Source organism: Bilophila sp. (assembly GCF_057864385.1).
In genome coordinates this window covers 12945-35221 of record NZ_DBMAFI010000022.1, presented here as the reverse complement: position 1 = coordinate 35221, position 22277 = coordinate 12945, and the positions used below count along the sequence as shown (strand labels likewise).

The window sequence follows — 22277 nt, the reverse complement described above, 5'->3', positions numbered from 1 at the left end:
GAAAGCATCAGCCATTTCCTATGATCTGGCCTTTAAAAAGCAGGCACGGCATCCGTAAAAGGACATCGTGCCTGTTTTCATATTATTTTAGGCCGTATCGCCACGCCGGGTACGGTATTCGGCCTTTTCCTGATACATACGCTTATCCGCCTGTTTCACCATATCCATGATGTGCACGTCCCCTTCGGCCCATACCTGCCCAAGCGACAGGGATTCAGGATATGCTTTATTGGCCTCGCGTCGAAGCGCGGCGAGCTTCTCATGAAAAACCCGTTTCGGAATGTTCCGGCAGAGGAAGACGAATTCGTCGCCGCCAATGCGGAACAGATCGTCCCCCCGGAAATAGCGGCTGAATATCCGGCTGATGTCCCGGATGTATTTGTCGCCGGAGTCGTGCCCTTGCTGATCGTTGATGCGCTTTAACCCGTTGAGATCCACAAAAACGACGCCAAGCGAATCCGGGGGATTTTTTTCAAGCTTCTGCAATACGGAAATATAGCTGTTCCTGTTATGCAGCCCCGTCAAGCCGTCGCAGTAGCTCATCCGCTTGAGCTCGCTCTGCATATTGCGCTTCCGCTGCTCATTCGTAACGAAATAGGCCAGCGAATGCAGCAGGGAATGATCGTCCTGATTGGCCTTTGGGTTATCCACGCCGATGAACCCGGAAATGACATCATTCAGGACGAGAGGGACAACGATGAGCCTCTCGATCCCCTGCGGCTTGAGTACGTTGTACATATCCAAATCGCTGTCCCGGATTGACTCAAGGTTGTCGATAACCACATCCTCACGCCGCTCAAACATCTTCTGCCAGCAACTGATGCAGCTGAAAGGCACATTTTGGAGGGCTTCTTTCTGAGGGGAAATACCTTCTGAGCACCATTCATAGGTGTTGTTGGCGATGAGTTCGCCACTTTTCAAAACGCTGTACTCGAAAATATAGGCGCGATCAGCCTGATGCATCGTTCCAAGGTTCTCCAGAACCATGTCCACGGCTTGCGGGAAATTTTCTTCCCTGTTCAAAATACGGATGCACTCCAACAGGGTACTCTCAATATCAAGCTTGCGCTGCACAGCTTGGCTGATGTTCTCCTTTTCCGTAATGTCGACGGCAAATTCCAGCCGGGCAAGATGCCCATTCCAGTGGATCAGCTTGTCTCTGAGCAAATAATGGCGGTGCGAAACGGGATTGGTAATTTCCCAAATGTAGAATGTTTCACAGTTGAGAAACGGATTGGTACAAAACGGGCATGGAGCATCAAGGCCTTGCAAGACTTCATAGCACTTTTTGCCATTTCCGATGTCCGTAATCCCGAATTCCTTTTTTCCGAACTCGTTCAGATAGAGGATCTCGTATGTGGTGGTATCGCTTACATAAACGATTTCATCCACTTCATCCATAATAATCTGCAACAGGCTCTCAGGGCAGTCTCGGCGGTTACCGGAAAGAGATTGCGCATTGGAAAAAAATGTTGTCATGCTGCGGATCCATTCACATTTTGGATGACGGCCATTTTGGGAAGACCCTGCCATAGAAAATGGTTGATGCTTTTTTCCTTGAAATTCCAAAAGAATAACCAACAAAATGCCTCAGCCATAGATTCCGCCAAGGGGAAGACTGGAAAAACTGCATTTTCACTGTGCTGTGGAGATGAAGCAACCACATGCTATGGCAGAGCCTTTTAAAATCCCTCAGCCACGAATGCCCCGGCTGCTCAGCCAAGGGGAATGGCGTTTCCCTCTACACGTTTTCCTTCTCATTTTCCAATAAGGAGAAACAAAAACATTCTTGGATTGCATTATCGGCTAAATTATTTTATTTTACAACAGAAATAATATGTTATCAAGATGTCTGGCAACCATCCAAAGGGCCTCGAGCATTCCTCAAATACGCACCAGCCGTTAATGCTATGGTTCTTCGGCATCGGCGAAAATAAGTACGTAGGGGGCCTTTGCCGTGCCTCATCGCCGTGTCACCGAAAAAGCCTCTTGAGCTTTATTGCATCCCCGGCCTTCTCAGGCTATCACACCGCCCATGAACACGTTGCAACTCAGGAACTCCTTTCTGCTGTTCCTCACCGCCGTCATTTGGGGAGTGGCCTTCGTCGCCCAGAGCGTAGGAATGGACTATGTGGGCCCCTACACGTTTACCTGCGTGCGTTCCTTCATCGGCGGCCTGTTCCTCATCCCCTGCATTGCACTGCTCAACAGGCTGAACCCCGTCTCCCCCGACTGCATCAAGCCCTCGGATACAAAAACGAGGGGGCAGCTCTGGATCGGCGGCGTGTGCTGCGGCGTGATGCTCTGCTTCGCAAGCTGTTTTCAGCAAATCGGCATCATGTATACATCCGTGGGCAAGGCAGGGTTCATTACGGCCTTCTATATCATCATCGTCCCGCTCCTTGGGCTGTTCTTCAAAAGACGGTGCGGCCTGTTCGTCTGGATCGGCGTAGTGCTGGCCATCATCGGCCTCTATTTCCTCTGCATTACGGAGAGCCTGACCATCCAGTTTGGGGATTTCCTGATCTTCATCTGTGCCATCCTGTTTTCCATCCATATTTTGATCATTGATTACTTCACCCTGCGCGTGGACGGCGTCAAAATGTCCTGCATCCAGTTTTTCGTCTGCGGCCTGCTCTGCGCGGTTCCCATGCTGCTCTTTGAGGCGCCGAACCTCACGCAGCTCTTCGCCGCATGGAAACCTATCCTCTATGCGGGGATCATGTCGAGCGGCGTTGCCTATACGCTGCAAATCGTGGGGCAGAAGGGCATGAACCCCACAGTCGCCTCCCTGATTCTCAGCCTTGAGGCCGTGGTGTCCGTGCTGGCCGGATTCGTCATACTGAACCAGCAATTGACCATGCGGGAAACGGTGGGATGCGCCTTCATGTTCTGCGCAATCGTGCTTGCGCAGCTCCCGCAGAAGAACGTAAAAAACGCTGGGGCGGCTCCAGCATAACACGGGGTGCGGCATGAGGGTATGCGTCATCACGGGCGGCACAGGCGGCATCGGTTTCCACCTTTGCGAAGGCTTCCAGCGTGCGGGGTATGCGGTCACGGCCCTCGACGTGGAACAGCACAAAGCCTTGCCTGAAGGCATTGGCTTCATCCGAACCGACTTGAGGCAGGCCGAGGCTGTCAATGATGCCTTCCAACGGGTGACGGAACGGCACGGCGCCGTCCACGTTCTCGTCAACAACGCGGCCCTCGCCCATTTCCACAAGCCCATCATGGAAATGACCGCCGACGAATTCGACAGCGCCCTTTCCGTAAACCTGCGCGGCGCGTTCCTGTGCGCGCAGGCATTCATCAAGGCCAATGCGGGGCAGGATTACGGGCGCATCATCAATATCGCCTCCACCCGCTGGAACCAGAACGAAGCGGGGTGGGAGGCCTACGGCGCTTCAAAAGGGGGCCTTGTCTCCCTCACGAATACGCTGGCCGTATCCCTGAGCGCCACGCCGATCACGGTCAACGCCGTGAGCCCCGGCTGGATACAGGCCGACGGCTATGAAGCGCTTTCCCCTGCGGATCATGCCCAACACCCTTCCGGGCGTGTGGGCATCCCCCGCGATATCGTCAATGCCTGCCTGTTCCTTGCCCACGAGGAAAACGATTTCGTCAACGGGCATAACCTTATTGTTGACGGGGGGATGACCAAACGGATGATTTACGTCGAATAACGGTTTCGGAACACGACGTCTCGTTAAACGGCACTCAGCAACACAACAAAACTACGCTGTCGGAGGCTCTCATGGATTGTCAACGCGATACGGAAGCACGCTCCCCTCTTCAGACGCACCTCTTTTCGCTCCAAGGCCATACAGCACTTGTCACAGGCGCGGGTTCCGGGCTCGGCAAATATATGGCCCATGCCCTGCTCCACGCTGGAGCCAATCTCATCCTCGTGGGCCGCACGCCGGATCGTCTTGAAGCCTCGGCGGAAGAGATCTTTGCCAGCTTGAAGCAGCAGGGCTGCCGCCTTGCGTATGACTCCGATCCCTCGGCACGCTCCGCCCATCGGGATCCGGATCAAGACAAGCGCATCGCCTGCATTGCCTTCGATGTGAGCGAACTCAAGGCGCTGCCGGAGCTCGTCCAAAGAGCGTCCCAGCCTTTCGGAGCGCCGGACATCCTCATCAACGCCGCCGGCCTGAACCCGCGCAAGCCGTGGGACGAACTCACGCCCGAAATTTGGGAATATACGCTGCGGCTCAACCTTTCCGCGCCGTTCTTTCTTGCTCAGGCCCTCGTACCCGAAATGATGCGCCGAGGATGGGGGCGCATCATCAACATCGCCTCCCTTCAAAGCAGCCGCGCCTTCCCCAACGGCCTGCCCTACGGGGCGTCAAAGGGCGGCATCGCCCAGCTCACGCGGGGCATGGCCGAAGCATGGTCACGCCCCGGAACGGGCATCACGGCCAATGCCATCGCGCCGGGCTTCTTCAAGACGCAGCTCACCGCCCCGCTCTTCGACAGGCCGGAAGTCGTCGAGGCCCTCGCCCGGCAAACCACCATGAAGCGGGTGGGCTTCGCGGAAGATGTTCAAGGGTTGACCATGTTCCTCGCTTCCCCTGCGTCCGACTATATCACGGGGCAGATCATCCATATTGATGGAGGCTGGACAGCCATATAAACGAGCCCTACGCGCTGATTGAGGAGGCGTTGGCCTCCTCATCATTTCTTATGGATGCCCGTTTTTGCGCCTTCCACACCTCACTGCGCCACATGGGGTATACAAACCCGCTCGGACTCGCCAAACTCGGCGTCACCGCTGATTTTTCCGTTGAGGGCGAGGTGGTTGTACTCGGCGATGACGGCATGCCGGAGGGCCTGCTCAAAGAAAACGCCTATTTCGCGGTATTCCAAAAAATTCCGGCCTGCCCGCCTGAGAAGCTTCCCGAAAAAATCGAATATGCGATCGCCGACTACAATCGCGCGGGTTTTACGATGTTTCAGGATGGCGGCATAACCCTCGGCAACGGTGCCCACGGCATACTCCGCGCCTACAACCGGCTGGCCCGGGAAAACCGCATGAATGCCCGGGGCTATCTGCACTTCATGCCCAACATCATGGATGAAATGCTCGAACTGGGTACATGGGACATGCCCGTTTCCGACTATCTCTACTACGGAGGGGTGAAATCGTTTGCGGACGGCTCGATCCAGTCCCTAACCGCCGTGCTCAAGGAGCGTTACGCCTGCAAACCCGGTTTTTGCGGAGATTATGTCCTCACACCCGAACAGATCGCCGAACTGATTGCCAAATACCATTGCCAAGGCGTCCCCGTCGCCTTCCACGCCAACGGCGACGCCGCCATTGAATTCGTCGTGCGGGGGTTTGAGGAGGCACTTCGGAAGTGCCCCCGGAAAATCCCCGGAGACATGATCATCCATGTACAGATGGCGACCGACGAGCAGTTGGCCCGGCTCCATGCCTGCGGGGTCACGCCGACGTTCTTTGTCCGCCACGTCAACGTCTGGGGCGAGCGCCACGTCAACCTGTTCCTCGGTCAAGAGCGGGCCGCGCGGCTCGATCCCTGCGGTTCCTGCGCTCGCATGGGAATTCCCTTCGGCCTCCATGTCGACTCTCCGGTGCAGCCCGTGGATGCCATCCGTTCCATCCATACCGCCGTCAACCGCACAACCACGGCGGGGCGTATTCTCGGCCCAGATCAGAGAATCTCCCCGCTCGACGCCCTCAAAGCCTATACCGTCAATGCCGCCAAGTGCAGCGCACGCGACCATGTGGTGGACACCATCGCTCCCGGATACTATGCGGACTTTGTGCTGCTCTCTGCAAATCCGCTGACCGTACCGCCCGAATCCATTGAGACGCTTTCCGTGCTCAAAACCATCTCCGGCGGGCGTATCGTCTACGAATCCTGAGAGCATCTCCGCGGCTGCCAGCCGTTCACGCAAAGGTTGGCAGCCTCTTTTCTCCGTCCCGCGTTTGCCTCGCTTCCCCGTTTTGAATGTTTTTATGTCGCTTATTCTTCATGTTTTACTTTAACTATGACAACCTTCAGAGGCATTAGTCCTCAAAAGGGCCTCTTCACTCCATACCGCCGCATCTTGTCGTACAATGCGGATCGGCTTATACGCAGCACGGCGAGTGCTCCCCTCTTCCCTTCAATCCGCCAGCCCGACTGCTCCAGCGTCCTCTCGATATACCGTTTTTCGAGATCCGCCAGAGACGGGTTTCCGGAAAACAACTCTTCGGGCATTCTCCTAGTTTCCGACATCTCGACATCTTTGAAAGTCTCGGTATGCTCCACCGTTTCAGGTAGCGTCAGGTGCCGCCCCCCGGTCAAGACGACCGACTGCTCGATGACGTTGCGCAGCTCGCGTATATTCCCCGGCCAACTCCAGCTTTCCAGAATACGGCGGTTTTCCGGAGAAAAATCCTGAACGCATTCCCGATGATGCCAGTGCGAAAAAAAATGCAGATAGTAGCGGGCAATGGCGAGGATGTCGGCCTTGCGTTCGCGCAGCGGAGGGATTTTCAGGTTGATCACGGCGACGCGGTAGTAGAGATCCGCACGGAAAAGCCCCTGCCTGACCGCATGGGTGATGTCCCTGTTGGAGGCCGCGATAAGGCGGAAGTTCACACTGATGGTCTGCGTTCCGCCCACGCGATGGAAGCAGCGCTCCTGAAGGACCCGCAGGAGCTTGGCCTGCACCCGCGTGCTGGCTTCCGTAAATTCATCCAGAAACAGTGTGCCGTTTTCAGCCATTTCCACAAGACCGGGCTTGCTGGTCATAGCTCCCGTGAAAGATCCCTTTTCATGCCCGAAGAACTCGCTCTCGAACAACTCGTCCTGAAGGCTCGCCATGTTGATGATGACAAGCCTGCCGCTCCTGCCGCTTTTCTCGTGGATGTACCGGGCCACCATCTCCTTGCCCACGCCGGATTCCCCGCAAAGCAGGATGGAAGCATCGGTTTTCGCCGCAAGTTCCACATCGCCGAGAAACCGTTCCATCTCATCGGAAACGCAGATCATTTCTCCAGAGCTATCCGCAAGCGTCTCAAGGCGATCCGTATGACGCCGCTCCCGCTCCATGACGCGGGAACATTCCCACGCAAGGACACGCCCGATATCTTTCAACACATTCTCTTCAAGGACGGTACGGACCTCCGGCAAAAAAGCCCCGACATGGCACAGCGCATAAACCCCATCGGGACGGCAGTCTATGGGGATGCCGATCAACATGCTTCCGAACCCCCATCCCCCTTCCTGCACATTGTCCAGAATAAGCGGAGTTCCCTCGGCTACGAGCTCCATGAGATCGGGCAGGGAGGCATAAGGATATGTCACGGATTCGAGCTTGCCTCCGAGAACGGCCACAAGGCGAAGCGGCGCATGCGGATACGGGACATGAAAGAGGTATCCCTGCGTAGTGCCGAGGATACGGGCCGACTCCGCCAGTAAAGCCTGCGAAAATGCCTCGAACTGTTCCCATGTCCTGTTGGGGGAAAAACTTTCACGGTAGGCTTCGAGAAGGGCCCGCGAGGAAAGATTGGCGTCCCCATGCTTGCGCATGTAGGAGGGAAGCAGAGCAAGCAGTTCCTCCGGCCAGAAAAAATCCTTGAGATAATCGTACATGGGCCATGCGTCGCTCACGAGCAGCACGGCCTTTTCCTTATCGTTGCGCCGCAACGCCAGTGAAGCCAGCGCCAGCCGCGTTTTCGCCGCCTCAAGCGGGCAGCCTATCTTTTCAAGCAGTGCGAGGCTGTCCTGATACAGGCCGAGCGCCCCATCCTCATTTCCTCCGCGCATCAGCGCATTGCCGAACAAGCGGGCCGCAACGCCCCGCAACATACGGTTGGGCCCCTTGAGGCAGCGTTGCAGCTCCTGCTCCGCCGAATAGCAGGGAAGCGGCGGGCATCCCTGCTCCTGAAAGGCGCACAAAAGCTCAAGCAGTGCGCCCCCCAGATAAATCGGGCGCTCATACCCCTGACGCCGTGCCTCATCCAGTGCCGAATAGAGCACCTTGTAGGCCGCCTTCGGATTTCCGGACAGCATATGGTAGTAGGAAAGATGGCGCGCATTGGTGACGCCGCTGACGATATCCACCTGCGGCGAAACACCTATTTGCGCTATGTCCAGCTGTTCCAGCGCCTTTTCATATTGCCCCATGCGCAAGTACAACGCCGCAAGCTGCCCACGTATGGAACGGGCGAGCTGATTGTCGCTGCGCGCGGCGAACATGCGTAGCCGCGAGAGCAACAGCTCGGCCGCCAGCTCAAAATTCCCCCGGCAGGAAGCCGCAAAGCTCCAGTGCCTGATATAAAACATTTCGACGAGATGGTGCTCCTGCGCGCGCAGTTTCCGGCTTGCGCGGGAAAAGAGGTTCATTGCCTGTTCGTAGTTCCCCTCAATGAAATGGTAAATGCCCAGATAGGGCGTCGCCTGTTCAAACAGATCCGGTTCTTTGAGCGCCTCAAGCGCCGCATACCCGCGGGCCATGATAGCGTGGAAACGCGGGTTCCCGTGTTCCGGCGTATTGCAGACGTTTATGGAGCCGATGAGCAGGTCGAAGAGCGCCATGTCGCGTCTGTCCCCGAACTTCACGGCCAGCCCCCGCGCCCGGAAAAAGAGCCGGGCGAGCGAAGGCGTATTGCTGCCCGAACAAACGATAAGCGGGTGCACGTCACGGCAAAGACGCCGGTACCGCGTTGCCCCATCAGCGCTTAACCCTCGCAGGACTATACCCAAAAGGCTCCGATGGACGAGACGGAGGACACTATTGATCTCCGCTGGGCGCAAGGTGTTCATGCGGCTTAATCCCAGCCCCAGCAACATTTCCAACGCCCCAAGCTCTTCCCCCTCCGCAGCCAGCCGCAAAAACGATTCGAGGCCGGAGCCGGAGGGCCGAGCCAGCAAAAACGAGCACGCCTCCTTGTGGGCTTGGACACGCTTCATCAGACGGAACCGGCGTTCCCTCCCGGAGGAAGGCGGACAGCCGGGGAACGTACCCCGCTCCGCTTCAGCGAGCGGGATCTGGGCAAGCTGTGCGAGCAATTCGGGGGAGCATTTCCCTTCAAACAGATCCGCGAGCAACGTCCCGACAGCACTGTCCGCATACCACGCCTTTTCTTTCGCCATATCCTTCTCCTTCGCCGCGGTCCATCGACCGTTCAGCCTTCGCCAGCATAGCCGTCCGAAAACAAGACGGCAATATACAAAATTGTATGTTTTTAAGACAAAAAAAGAAATATGAGGGAGTCCTTTTCAAATAAAACTAATAAAAACACTACAATAACGAGATGGAACGCCCTTTGCTTACTCTTTATCAACGACGCACAACATTTCGCTGCCGTGACGTTCATTCCCATGCATCCTAGAGGAGGGTTTCCTTTCAACTTGTTTTCCTGACCAAAGAAAAACACTACGGCGGCAGCCATGTTTCGGACGCACTGTCCCCACAGGGGCAGTCACCTTCCCAATCAGATGCGTAAAAGGAGTTCATATGATCCACAGCATCGATCCTGCGGCCTGTACCGGCTGCGGAACCTGCACCAAGACATGCCCACTGGATGTTTTCAGGCTCGAACCCGCGCAAGAGGCCCTTTCCCCTTGCATGGCGGCTTGCCCCGCCGGGGTCGACATTCGCGGCAACCATTACCTGATCCAGCAGGGGCACCTTGGCGAAGCGGCCCGGCGCTACCGCAGCGTCCAGCCGTTTCCGGCCATCACAGGCCGGGTATGTTTCCATCCCTGCGAGAAAAAGTGCGCCCGAAACCATGTGGACGAGGCGGTAAACATCAATGCCGTCGAGCAGATCATGGGTGACTGGGACCTGAAAGCGCCTCTCGAAAAGCCCGTCCGCAGACACATTACAAAGGTCGCGGTGATCGGTTCCGGCCCGGCGGGGCTTTCCTGCGCGTGGTTCCTCGCACAGATGGGATACCCGGTGACGGTTTTCGAGGCTATGCCGCTTCCCGGCGGCATGTTGCGGTACGGCATCCCCGCGTATCGGCTTCCCGACGCGATCGTTGCGGCCCACATCGCCAGGCTTGAAACGATGGGCGTCGCCTTCCGCTGCAATACGAAGATCGGCGAAGGCGCGGACCTGAGCCTTTCCGACCTGAAGCGGTTAGGATTCAAGGCCATCATGCTGGCCCCCGGAACGACGGTCAGCCGCAAGGTACACATGGAAGGCGTCGAGCTCCCCGGCGTCCACTGGGGCCTTGAGTTCCTGCGCGCCAACCGGGGCGATGAACGGCCTAGCCTGTCCGGAGACGTGCTCGTCATCGGGGGCGGAGACGTTGCTGTAGATGCCGCCATCACAGCTAAAAGGCTTGGTGCCGCCAAAGTGAGCATGGCCTGTCTTGAATCGCGCGAAACCATGCCCGCGTACCCGCACAATCAGGCGGACGCCCTGAGGGAGGGCATCGAATTCCATTGCGGGTTCGGCCCCGGCGTCATCCTTCAAGAGAACGGGCATGTCGCGGGCATGGAACTGAAAACGTGCATCCGGGTCGTCGACGAACAGGGGCGTTTCGCACCTCTGTTCGATGAAAACGCCACCATGCGCATCCGGGCCGATCATATTATCTTTGCTATCGGCCAAGCATCCGAACTGAACGGGTTCGCCAAGGACGTGCGCACTGAACGGGGACGTATCGAGGTTGAAGACGTCACCTTCGCTACCTCGACGTGGGGAATCTTCGCCGCGGGCGACGCCGCCACGGGCCCTTCTTCCGTCGTCAGCGCCATTGCCGGCGGACGCGAATGCGCTTTTTCCATCGACCGCATGCTCAAGGGCGCGGACATCCGGGGCGAACGCGGGCGCAAACGTCCCGATCTCCCTGAGGAACAATGGCCCCGCGAAGGCATCCGCCATGAACCGAGACAGGAGCGCGTCAGCCATCCAGCTCCCTCCAGCGATCCTTTTGCGGAAACCTTGCAGCCTTTGGATATGGAAGCCTGCTTTGCCGAGGCCCTGCGCTGCATGACCTGCGGCAGCAAGTCCCGCATCACCTATACCGACGACTGCATGACCTGTTTCAACTGCGAGCTGAACTGCCCTTCTGGGGCCATCTATGTGCATCCCTTCAAGGAACGTTTCGCCCGCACCCTTGATCAAATTGAAGCCGACAACCAGTAAGTGAGGCGCATATGAAAGAACAAGGCTATCAATATACGACGGATCTGCTGGTTATCGGCTGCGGTTTCAGCGGAATGTGGGCTGCCATGCGTGCCAAGGATTTTCTGGGCGATGTGCTGGTCGTGGACAAGGGGCCTCGAGACTGGGGCGGGCTAGGCGGGCTTTCCGGAGGGGACATGATCGTCAAGCAGCCCGATATGAAGCTGGACGATCTGCTCGACGATCTCGTGTATTATTACGACGGGCTTGCCGATCAAAAACTTCTCGGACAGATCCTGACGCAATCCTATGATCGGTTCATGGACTTTGAGAATCTGGGGCACAAATTCGTCCGCAACGACAAGGGAGAACTGTGCTTCATCCCCCAGCGCGCCCTTGATTACATGCGCTATTACTACTACCACCCCTACGGGATGGGCGGCATCGAAAAAGCCCGCCTGCTCAAGCAGGAATGCGAAAAGAGGGGCGTGCGGCGGCTTGGGCGCACGGTCATCACCGACGTCATCACCGACGGCGAACGCGTGACCGGGGCCGTGGGCTTTCACAGCCAGAGCGGGGTGCCCGTCTTCATCAAGGCCCGCGCCGTCCTGCTCGCCACCAATACGGGCGGCTGGAAGCCCTCCTACCATCAGAACACGCCAGCCAGCGAAGGCGTCAGCATCGCTTGGAACGCAGGCTGCGCCATGCGGAACTTTGAATTCTGGAAGGTGTGGAACGTGCCTGTCGATTTCGCGTGGGAAGGGCAAACGGGCCTTCTCCCCAAGGGAGCCCGGTTCCTGAACGCCAAAGGAGAGGATTTCATGAAGAAATACTCCCCCAAATTTGGAGCCAAGGCCGATCCCCATTACAATACCAGAGGCATGGTGCACGAAGTGAGAGCCGGAAACGGCCCCATCCGTTTTGACTGCAGCCAAATGAAGCCGGAGGATGTGGAAACCATGCGCCCCAGAGCGGGCTGGATGGGCCTCAACGACAAGAAGCTGCGCGAACTCGGCATCGATTTCTTCGGGCAAAAACTGGAATGGATGCCGCAAGTGCGCCATACGTACGGCGGCATTGTAGCTGATCTCGACGGTTCCACCGCCATAAAGGGGCTCTATGCCGCCGGGCTTGCCCGCAATCCCGATCCGGGCGTCTACATGGGCGGCTGGGCCACATGCATCACGGCGACGACGGGTTATTCGGCTGGGGAAGCTGCTGCGCAGTTTGTACAGGGGCATGATGCCGTGGCCTTTGATGAGGCGTACGCCGCCTCCCGGCTTGAAGCGTTCACCGGATACCTCGGCAAGGACGGCATCGCGCCCAAGGATGTCATCTCCGATATGCGCGAGGTCATGAGCGCCCCCGACATCGCGCTGATGAAGACGGGCAAGGGGCTTTCGCGCGGGCTCGACCGTGTGGAAGAAATCCGCTCGGAAGTGCTGCCGCACCTGGGAGCGCGAGATCCGCACGAACTCGCCAAGCTGTTTGAGGCCACGTCCACAGTGCTCCTTACCGAGCTGTGCCTTAATGCGGCCCTGATGCGCAAGGAATCCCGCGCCGGGCATTACCGCGAAGATTATCCTGAACGGGACAACGAACACTGGCTCAAGTGGATCGAGCAGAAGCAGGTCGACGGCAAGCGGGAAGTCCATACCGTCCCTGTTCCCTTGAACGACTACCCTATCAAGCCATACCGCTACTACATGGACAACTTCAACTGGCCGACGCCTCACAAGGCCGTCTGATTCCGAACCTATCCCCCTTTTATCCGGTTTTCAGACCCGCCGTTTCCCGTCTCCACAGAGGGACGGGAAACGGCCTCCCTCCCTTTTTGCCAACAGGCAAGAACCCCCTGTTACAGAGGCACCACGCAAGGAGAACCGGTCATGCAACTTCCTTCCTCTCTCAAAGACAAAGAGATCGTCTACTACGCCCACTCCCTGACAAGCCTTCTGATCATGTTCGGCTGCGGCCAGCTCACGCCCATACCCCCTTTGACTCCGCTGGGGATGAATCTCATCGGCATCTTCCTCGGAGTACTATACGGCTGGATTTTCATAGACATCATTTGGCCGAGCATGGCGGGCCTGCTGGCGCTCATGCTCATCGGCGGCATGAAGCCCAGCGAGCTGTTCCAGACCAGTTTCGGCGATCCGCTCGTTATGATGATGTTCTTCATTTTCGTCTTCTGCGCGACCATCAACTATTACGGCCTGTCCAAGTTCATCTCGCTGTGGTTCATCACCCGCAAATGCGTCGCGGGGAAGCCGTGGCTGTTCACCTATACGTTTTTCCTGTCCATCATGCTGCTGGGCGCACTGACCAGCGCATCCCCGGCGGTCGTCATCGGCTGGAGCATCCTGTACGGCATCTGTGACAAGTGCGGCTACCAAAAGGGCGAAGGCTATCCGACGATGATGGTTTTCGGCATCGTGTACGCCGCGCAAATCGGCATGTCGATCATCCCGTTCAAGCAGGTTCCGTTTACCGTACTCGGCGCATATGAAAACATGTCCGGCGTGACCATCGATTACGCGAAGTACATGATCATTGCGATAACATGCTGCGCGCTGTGCTCCCTGCTGTTCATCGTCATGGCCAAGTACGTGTTCAAGCCCGACATGAGGAAATTGATCTCACTGGATACCGAAGGGCTGGACACCGAGGGCGCGCTGCGGCTGAACAAAGTCCAAAAAATCGTGCTGGGTTTTCTGTTCGCGCTGGTCGTCCTGCTGCTTTTGCCTAACATCCTACCCGCCACATCCGGCATCGCCCGCTTCTTCAAGACCATCGGGAACACGGGCATCTGTATGCTCCTCGTAACCGTGATGTGTCTCCTCAAGGTCGATGGCAAGCCGCTGCTCCGGTTCAAGACGATGGTGGATTCCGGGGTGACGTGGGGGATCATCCTCATCCTCGCCGTGGTGATGCCCCTTTCCCATGCGATGGCCAACGACGAAAGCGGGATCACCAAGTTCCTCATGGCATTGATGACACCCTTCTTCGGAAACGAATCTTCGCTGGTATTCGCACTGTGCATGGGCTTTTTCGCTACCGTCCTCACGCAGTTCATGAACAACGGCGCAACGGGCATCGCCCTGATGCCCGTCGTCTACAGCTACTGTACAAGCATGAATGTTCCTCCCGAGCTTGCCATCATCATGGTGGTCATGGGAGTCCACATCGCGTTCCTCACTCCGGCCGCCAGCGCCAGTGCCTCGCTGCTGCACGGCAACGAGTGGTCGAATGCGAAAGCCATCTGGAGGACTGCTCCTATAGTCATCCTCGCAACATGGGCCACTATTTCGTTTATTGTCGTTGTACTGGGCAAAACCCTATTCTAACATTTCACAGAGCCTTTCTCCCAATACAGTATCCTTAGCCCGTGTAACTTTAAAAGGCAGAAAGGGTATACATGGGATGGTAATCTTCTCATGTATACCCAGCAATCAGTTAATGTGAAACAAAATATTAAGCTTCAAACGCAAGTTCAATACAGGAAGCGGCGTAACTCTCTTGATGAGTACCGGAAATGAACTCTACGCGGTAACAATACTTTCATCGACGGAAACTTTGCCGTAGGATGAAAATTCCAGATATTCCCGCACAAAAAAGAGGAGAAACTGTTGCTTCCCCTCTTTTTTCTATTCTGTTGCCAAGGGCAGTTTTCTACACCTCCAGATGGTGCGGCTTCACAACGGTTCGTCCGTCCTCCAAAGAGCTTCGTTTTCCCTGCGGGATAAGCACCGAAAAGAAACTTCTCACTGCGATGGCTTGCCTCCCTCGATACGCCCCTGCGACGAAGCCGACATCACTTGTTGGGGATAAGCTCGTAGCCAAGTTCGTGTGCCATCACTTTCAGAGGCGTGGTGTCTCCCGTAGTCTCGATGATCGCCATAAACGTCTCCACGCCAAGCTTCGCCCCCTTGTCATAAGGGTTGATCTCCCGCATCAGCGTCGAATAGGGCTTACCGACTGCTTCAGCGACACTTTTGGCAGGAACTTCCCCATCTCTCACCGTCTTCTGAATCTCTTTGATAAGCTGTTCGTGCATGTCCGTTCTCCTTTCAGTCGTCATTGCCAACATCCCTCGCCAGAGGGACATTTTCCTAACGCCGCCAGATGTAGAATGAGACACCTTATATCGTTTTTTTGATATATATAAAATGATAAATAGTCAAATACTCTTCACCGTAACGTGTTATATACAAAAAATGTTTTGTTACAGCATATTATATACAATCTTCAAAGTGTGTCCTTACCGGATCGGAGGAGGCGAAAACATGGGGCAAACATCTCCCCCAACTAGGCCGTGTCGTCATTTGACATGCAGCTATTTTAATTTATTGAAAACAATCTTTTTATAACTTAAAAATAATTTAATAGTATCAATATATTATACAATTAACAACACGATCTAAAGGAAAAAAACGAAATACTGCCACCTCAAAAATTCCAAAGGCATCGTCCTAAAGAACCGCGCCGCAACAGTATGCCGTTGACTCGCCCCATAAGAGAAATGGCGATTTCGGGTTCAGCATAACACTTAGCAGTCTCCACCCAATGCGAAAGCCCCCCCCTTACGGATAAGGGCCTCCCTCAGCAGTTTGCGACCCCAGTAAGCCGCTTTTTTCAACTGTTCCGATATCTTCCTAACTCTCTGAATGGTTGTTTCACCTCCACCACATGGTGAAAATAAAAGGCTGTTTCGTAGAAAATAGTTGATGTTTTTTTCTTGAAGTTCCAGCGGAATTATTGAAAACAATCTTTTCATGACTTAAAAATAGTTAAATAGTTTCAATATATTATATAATTAACAATACGGCCTAACCATGGATTTCGCCAGCGGAAAAACCGGATAAAAAAGCCGTACTCTTACCGTGCTGTAGAGATAAAACAACCAAATATATGACAGAGCTAAATAAAATTCCTTCTTGTTTTCCCGTTGGTGCCCCCCCATAGCCGAGGTGTTTTTGGTTACATCTTTGGAACTTTAAGAAATAAAACATCAGTCTTGTACTCTGACGAAGCCTTCCCTAATGACGATTTCCAGTTCATGGGCACAGACCAAATAGTAGTGCCTCTCGTTGGCGCTAGTTTTATAGGCGGCCAGCTTGGTCAGGACGACGGCTTTTTGCCGCCGGGCGTCCTTGGAGTTCACACCTATGACCAACAAAACCATGTACCTCCAGATACCATTGATATTCCCCTTTCCCACGCCCTCTTCCGCCACCCACAACACGGCATCCGTTCCACCCGCCAGAGCACAACGGTCTTTCCCGCACGCTCCTTCGGCGGCAGTGGGTGTAGATTGGTGGGGCTGCCGTCGAGCCATCCCAAATACGCGGTAAAGATGGCCCGAACCGTCCTTTTCACGTATTCGTACTACTCTCCCAGATAGGACAACGAAGCATATTCCTGCGGCAGCACGATTTCGGAATCCGATGTATCCATGTCCTTTCCTTTATTCATGCCAGCAAGCGTTTTCCAGAACCTACCGGATGGTATCGCGGAACCCGTCAGCCCCTCCGAACCTTCTCCTTACCGCACAAGGCCCGCGTATGTTCGGACAACAGGCAGTTTGCCGAATAGGATAGCCTCTCGTCGAGGCTGTCCAGCCAGCCCGCTATATCAGGGGAAAACGCCGCCACAGTAGAAATGTCCTCTCAGAACCATCCCCATTGGGCGGCTTTCATGCTATTTCTTCAAAAAGGATTGCGCACGGCAACGGCAAAAAACGGAGATTGTTTCTCTGAAAGGGTTTCCTATCCCTCATGGGGGAATGGTTAAGCGTGCATAGGTCGCCCAAACAGGACAGGGGCCACCGCAAACACGGAGACTATAGCCATCAGTACGTAGATGTATTCCGCCGAGAACGCCGAAGCGATGCCCCCGAACAACAGCGGCGTCAGGATATTGGTGGATCCGCGGGCGAACGTATTGACGGCGAATAGATCATCATAGGCCTGCGGATCCGTTACCGACTCCACAAACAACGTCTGGAGGACAGGGACAGTCCCCTTGGTAACAATGCCGAGCAGAATGGAGGCAGCGATAACCACGGGCAACCCCTGTGCCGTCACCAACACCATCAAAAGGACGGACATTATCAGCTTGGACGTAATAAAAACCTTGCGGGAACCGAAAATTCCAACCAGCCGCCCGCAGGCCATTTTCCCCGCAAAGCAACCTACGGTGAAGGCCAGCGCAAAACTGCCGATGACCTTGGGATCCATCCCCTTGGCGAACAACAGGAACGGCAGGAAAGCGAAAATCTGATCACCGCTGAACCCATCCAGAATATTGGCGGCGACCGTGGACGCCGTATGGCGATCCCGTAGGAGCGAAAGTGCAGGCAGCAGGGATTGCGGGCGTTCCTCGCAGCGTTCCCCTCCAGCGTCCCCATTCCGCAGCCAGATCAATAGAAAATACAACGCAATACAGCAGGCAATACCCCCGAACAGAGCGCAGACGATCCGCCAGCCGGGGATTCCGGCAAAGCTCCAAGCCGCGAGGAACCCCGCGAAAGCGGTGATCGGAATCCGGCCGATGTCGCCTATGGCCGTAAAATCCCCCAGCACCTTGCCGAGCATGGGCCGTTCGGTACGTACCGTGAGATACGAAAACGCCGCGTTGTGGAACACGCCATACCCCATCATGGCGATGATGAAAAAAAAGCCCGAGAACCAGATATTCTGAGAGAAGGTATTCGCCACATACCCCACACCGTACGCACCGCTGATCAGGCAGAGCGTACGCAAAAAGCCGAACCTCTGAGAACAGCCTTTCGTGCCCAGACCCGCCAGCGTCCCCAGCAGGGCCGCAGCCGACAAGATGACCCCGGCGTCCTTTTCCTGCGCGCCAAAGGCGACGATCATGAACGACAGTAAAATGGGCACGCTGTCATACAACCCGTCCACAATCACATGAAAAACCTGCAACAGCGCCGTGGTCCTGTCCGCGAAAAAACGCATATTGATCACCTTATCAGTAAAACGTCATTGTATTTTCAGAGAACAATATACTTTTCAATGAGATATATTGACGGCCGGAGCGAATCAACGGCGGGCCGGAGTAAAGGTGAACTTAGCGGAAATACAGCCAACTATGGCGTCACTAGAGTGGATGTCCGCCGTAGACCCGGAAATAAAAGAAGGCTGTGTTATAGAAAATGGTTGATGCTTTTTTCCTTGAAGTTCCAAAGGGATAGCTGGAAAATGCCTTAGCCGTAGATCCCGCCAAGGGGAAAACCGGAAAAAAGGCTGTATTTTCCACCGCACTGTGGAGATCAAACAACCATATACTATAAAGAGCCTAAAAGAAAAGGCTCTGCCATAGTATCTTGTTGTTTTATTTTACAATATGCTTACCATATAGATTTTTTCCATATTTTCTCACTGATGGACTCCATGACTGGGGCGTTTTATTCGTTATTCCGGTGAAATTTTAAGAAATAAAACATCAGCCGTTTCCTATGGCACAACCCCCAAAAGAGGTGGGGCACAAAAATGCGCGATTCCTAGGTGCCAAAGGTATCCGGGAATCGGGAACAGCGTTCCTACGCTGGCTTGATGGAGGGCTTACCGGCAGGCAAGCTCCCTGCGGACAGGGCTTATGATGCCAATAAATTGCTCGCGTCGGCGAAACGCCGAAACCATGAAGCGGTTATTCCTCCATGCTTGGCGGGCTGATCCGACGAGAGTACGACGCACATGCGAAAGAGTGTCATCTTGCTGAATGGTTCTTTGCTAATTTAAAATCATTCCGCATAGTTGCTGCTCAAATGATAAACTTGCCGTAACATTTAAAGCGGCTGCCATACTCGCCGCACGCCTGATTTGGCTATAATAAACTGTTTAGAGACAGCCCCTAGTCGCCCCGTTTACAGGCAAAACGCCTTTCTCTGGTCAAGCGCTCCGCGTGCCTTCCCTCCCCTCGTGCCTTCCCTCCCCTTCAAGAAGACCGGTGAACTCGGCTGCCGGCATTGGGCGGGCGAAAACGTAACCTTGGATAATATCGCATCCCGTCGTTTCCAGAAAAGCCACCTGCTCGTGCGTCTCAACGCCCTCAGCGACCGTGGACATCTTGAGTTCTGCGGCCATACGCATGATGTTTCGGATGACGATCTTGGCCTGTTCATCGTCTTTCGCCGTGCGGAAGAACATACCGTCGAGCTTGAGCACGCTTACGGGCAACGCTTTGAGCACATTGAGCGAGGAATATCCCGCCCCGAAATCATCAATGGCGCACTTTATCCCCGCCCAGCGCAACTCATGCACAGCGGAACTCAATAGCGCCACATTCTCGAAAAAGATGCTCTCGGTGAACTCCAATTCCAGCAAACCGTCGGGTATAGCGTACTGGGACTTTATCTTGATGTACCGTTCAACGAAGTCTGGCGTATGGAACTGCATGCGCGACACATTGACGGAAAGGGGGCAGGGCTCGATCCCTGCGTCGATCCACTGGCGCAACAGGACGCATACGGATGTGAACATAAACTGATCGAGCTTGACAATAAAGCCGTTTTTTTCAAAAAGCGGAATGAATTCGCCGGGAGAAAGGAATCCCTGATCCGGGCTCTTCCACCGTACCAAGGCTTCCCCACCCGCGAGGGCCCGGCTCCCGACCCAGTATTTCGGCTGGATGTAGACAAGGAATTCCCCATCGGCAAGAGCCTTTTCCATGCGTATTTCCAGATCCTTCTCCCTCAGCAGCTTGTCACGCATGGTGCGGTCGTAAAATTTCCACTGGGCCGCCCCCTTCCTCTTGATCGTCTGCAAGGCCATGTTGGCGCGATCCAGCAACGAATTGATGTCCGAAACGCCGCCGTCTTCCACGCAACAGATACCAGAACGCAGCTCCAACTGGTAGTTTTGCTTCCGGGACATGATGAAATCATTGAGCGCACGGGAATACGCCTCGCAATACGCCACCAAATCCTCTTTCTCCTCATAGGGGAACAGCACCAGAAACGCATCGGCCAGCATACGCGCGACGAGCACCGGGCGGGGCGCTTCGCGCTCCAATATCCGCGCAAAGGCCTTCAGCAGCGCATCCCCTTCCGAATACCCCATCACGTCGTTGAATATCTTGAAGTTGAGCATATTGATGGACAAGAGCGCACATGGGAGCCCATCCGCGGCTTGAAGCCTTTCTTCGCCATCCTGCCTGAACTTCGCAAAATTCCGCACTCCCGTGAGCTTGTCCGTAAACGCGAGCGCATACATCTCTTTCTGATAGCCCCGCGTGATGTACAGGTAAATGAGGAAGCAGATCAGAAAGCCCGCAAAAATCAGGAAACAGATAAACAGTGTTTTCTGAATGATGGAGTTCGCTTCCCGCATGATCTCCACGTTGGGGACAATGGAAACGACATACCATCCGTCCATCTCAGGCATGGGGACGTAGCAAAAAACATATTCCTCATGCCGGTTGTTGAATACGGCTATGCCCATCTTGCCGTTTTTCAAGGAATTACGGAACGATTCCACGACATTTGGGTTATTTTCGCCCTGGCTGATGAGATCGAACAGGTTGGAAAAGGTCTTGTTGCTGGCAGGATGAACCGAGCGCATGGCAATATTGCCGTCCGGAGCCACCACATAGGAAAACCCCGTATTGTTATAGAAGGACATGGCATAGGTAGCGTACAGCGTCTCGACGTTATAGCCCTTGAACAGGTATGCCTTGCGCCCGTCGGGGAAATCCACCGCCGTATAAATGGTAAGTGTCCTCCTCCCCGTCCCCCGGTTGTGGTACGGGAACAGCAAACCGCTGCGCGCATGCAGCCCCTTGAGGGTAACCATTTCCTGAGGCGTGAGCGTAACGGCAAGCCCGCTGTCCACATATCCGGTGCCATCCTCGAATATAAGGGCGGAAAGGTTGCCCGTGTCGGAAAGGAATGTCTTCAATTTGCTGCGGATGCGTTCCGAATCGGATGACTTTCCCTGCTCAAGTTCATTCGCCAGCATGCGCAGCATTTCAATATCTTTAATATAGCCACGCTGGAGCACATTCGCGCCGCGCGCGGTGCTCTCCATAATATTTTTGACTGAATTATCCCACAGGGACTGCTGCACCGACTCCATGAAGTCAAAAGAAATCCAACACAACACCCCAAAAAGCAAGGCAACGGCGGAACCGATAAACAAGTTTTGCTTTCGCGGCGTCATCATAGCTGTTTTCCTTCTTCCTGCCGGGCGTCGTGCAAGGCTTGAATGACGCTTTCCGTCGCTTCCTCGGCAGAGGCACCTGAAAGGATCACTTCGATACCGGAGTCAAGCCAACGCCAAAGATCGTGGTGCAGCCTGATATCCGAATGGAAAATCCCCCTCCCCGCATCCATACTCTTCCAAAGCGGATGCACAGCCTTATCCGCTGGAAGGGGCGCATCCTTCAACGGGCTGAAACATCCCTGCCCATCATTGAAAACCCGAATGCTCTCTGGACTCGTCAGCCCTTCCACCAACTGGACGGCCTGCGGCACATGCTCCCCCCGTGAACTGACCGAAAGCGGCGTATCAAGGCCAAGTACGGCGACAGCCCCTTGACTCGTTGCCGGAAGGGGAAAAACGGAAAAGCGAAACGCGGGCTGCGCCTTGCCAAGCACAGGGGAGAACCAGCTGCCACCGATCATAAACGGCTGTTCACTCGCCAAAAAGGACATGCCGGGCATGTTTTCCCGTATCTGGATGAGCCCGTCGACATCAAAATACCCTTTATCGCGCAGCAAAGCCAGAAAAAGGAAACCATTCAGCAATGTTCGCCTCAAAAAAGCCTCATCCGTGTTGAGCGAATGGAAGAAGGCGTCGGCATTCCCAAAGGCGGCAGGCTCAAAAGCTCTGGCAATGAGCAGGGCACGCAAACATTCCCGTGTTACGGCAAGGGGGATGAGCCCCGTGCGGCGGAAGGTTTCACAGGCGGCAAGAAACTCATCCAGCGTCTGTGGAACCTTCAGCCGGTTCCGCTCAAGCATATTCAGATTGCAGAACAGGCCGAACGCCCCGAGGCTGGTCGTCACATACGGGACGGCGTCACCATTCCGCATTTGCGCAAGGACTTGCTGGCGATATGCGGCCAAGGTCGGCAGGTTGGCAAGATCGACAAGCAGTCCCTCCGGTATTTGATACCGGGAGCCCAGTGAAAACATGAACACGTCGTCAAGGCTGTTTGACCGG

General features: G+C 55.2%; 16 protein-coding genes. 8 read left to right on the top strand and 8 right to left on the bottom strand.

Features of this window, described 5'->3' with window-relative positions:
• Positions 1-87: 87 nt before the first annotated feature.
• Positions 88-987, bottom strand: a complete 900-nt coding sequence (locus ACZM8Y_RS09010; RefSeq protein ID WP_487480030.1) for a GGDEF domain-containing protein — start codon at positions 985-987, stop codon at positions 88-90.
• Between ACZM8Y_RS09010 and ACZM8Y_RS09005 the strand changes: the two genes are divergently transcribed.
• From ACZM8Y_RS09005 to ACZM8Y_RS08985, 5 genes are all read left to right on the top strand, one after another.
• On the top strand, positions 958-1686 hold the full coding sequence (locus tag ACZM8Y_RS09005; protein ID WP_482330710.1) for a hypothetical protein: 729 nt from the start codon (positions 958-960) through the stop codon (positions 1684-1686). The genes ACZM8Y_RS09010 and ACZM8Y_RS09005 overlap by 30 nt on opposite strands.
• Positions 1687-2035: 349 nt before the next feature.
• A complete protein-coding gene (locus ACZM8Y_RS09000) occupies positions 2036-2959 on the top strand; it encodes a DMT family transporter (protein ID WP_308771235.1) in 924 nt (307 codons plus the stop codon).
• A 13-nt stretch (positions 2960-2972) separates the two neighbouring features.
• On the top strand, positions 2973-3683 hold the full coding sequence (locus ACZM8Y_RS08995; RefSeq protein WP_479858411.1) for an SDR family NAD(P)-dependent oxidoreductase: 711 nt from the start codon (positions 2973-2975) through the stop codon (positions 3681-3683).
• Positions 3684-3754: 71 nt separating this feature from the next.
• The gene (locus ACZM8Y_RS08990; protein ID WP_337432306.1) at positions 3755-4636 is read left to right on the top strand and encodes an SDR family NAD(P)-dependent oxidoreductase; all 882 of its coding nucleotides are present in this window, start codon (positions 3755-3757) and stop codon (positions 4634-4636) included.
• A 50-nt stretch (positions 4637-4686) separates the two neighbouring features.
• Entirely contained in the window at positions 4687-5889 is a 1203-nt protein-coding gene (locus tag ACZM8Y_RS08985; RefSeq protein WP_482330712.1) for an amidohydrolase, read from the top strand.
• Between the two features lie 152 nt (positions 5890-6041).
• On the opposite strand, the gene ACZM8Y_RS08980 is transcribed toward ACZM8Y_RS08985, so the two are convergent.
• Complete coding sequence (locus ACZM8Y_RS08980; RefSeq protein ID WP_479858817.1) at positions 6042-9110, bottom strand: sigma 54-interacting transcriptional regulator; 3069 nt, start codon at positions 9108-9110, stop codon at positions 6042-6044.
• 364 nt (positions 9111-9474) lie between these two features.
• Between ACZM8Y_RS08980 and ACZM8Y_RS08975 the strand changes: the two genes are divergently transcribed.
• The 3 genes from ACZM8Y_RS08975 (at position 9475) to ACZM8Y_RS08965 (ending at position 14441) form a co-directional block, all read left to right on the top strand.
• Positions 9475-11115 (top strand): FAD-dependent oxidoreductase, encoded by a 1641-nt coding sequence (locus tag ACZM8Y_RS08975; protein WP_479858816.1) that lies wholly within the window; start codon positions 9475-9477, stop codon positions 11113-11115.
• Positions 11116-11126: 11 nt separating this feature from the next.
• A complete protein-coding gene (locus ACZM8Y_RS08970; RefSeq protein ID WP_302551600.1) occupies positions 11127-12842 on the top strand; it encodes an FAD-binding protein in 1716 nt (571 codons plus the stop codon).
• 141 nt (positions 12843-12983) lie between these two features.
• Positions 12984-14441 (top strand): SLC13 family permease, encoded by a 1458-nt coding sequence (locus ACZM8Y_RS08965; protein ID WP_479858815.1) that lies wholly within the window; start codon positions 12984-12986, stop codon positions 14439-14441.
• 467 nt (positions 14442-14908) lie between these two features.
• On the opposite strand, the gene ACZM8Y_RS08960 is transcribed toward ACZM8Y_RS08965, so the two are convergent.
• From ACZM8Y_RS08960 to ACZM8Y_RS08935, 6 genes are all read right to left on the bottom strand, one after another.
• Positions 14909-15151 carry a phage regulatory CII family protein gene (locus tag ACZM8Y_RS08960; protein WP_302551598.1) on the bottom strand — a complete coding sequence of 81 codons (243 nt, stop codon included), beginning with the start codon at positions 15149-15151 and terminating at the stop codon, positions 14909-14911.
• 954 nt (positions 15152-16105) lie between these two features.
• Positions 16106-16330, bottom strand: a complete 225-nt coding sequence (locus tag ACZM8Y_RS08955) for a hypothetical protein (protein ID WP_479858820.1) — start codon at positions 16328-16330, stop codon at positions 16106-16108.
• Positions 16261-16473: an alkyl sulfatase dimerization domain-containing protein gene (locus ACZM8Y_RS08950; protein ID WP_479858814.1), complete on the bottom strand. Its 213-nt coding sequence runs from the start codon at positions 16471-16473 to the stop codon at positions 16261-16263. Before ACZM8Y_RS08950 ends, ACZM8Y_RS08955 begins: the two co-directional genes overlap by 70 nt.
• Before the next feature lie 410 nt (positions 16474-16883).
• Positions 16884-18071: an MFS transporter gene (locus tag ACZM8Y_RS08945; RefSeq protein ID WP_479858813.1), complete on the bottom strand. Its 1188-nt coding sequence runs from the start codon at positions 18069-18071 to the stop codon at positions 16884-16886.
• Positions 18072-19004: 933 nt separating this feature from the next.
• Entirely contained in the window at positions 19005-21140 is a 2136-nt protein-coding gene (locus ACZM8Y_RS08940; protein WP_487480029.1) for a bifunctional diguanylate cyclase/phosphodiesterase, read from the bottom strand.
• 131 nt (positions 21141-21271) lie between these two features.
• On the bottom strand, positions 21272-22249 hold the full coding sequence (locus ACZM8Y_RS08935; RefSeq protein ID WP_479859861.1) for an ABC transporter substrate-binding protein: 978 nt from the start codon (positions 22247-22249) through the stop codon (positions 21272-21274).
• Between the last annotated feature and the right edge of the window lie 28 nt (positions 22250-22277).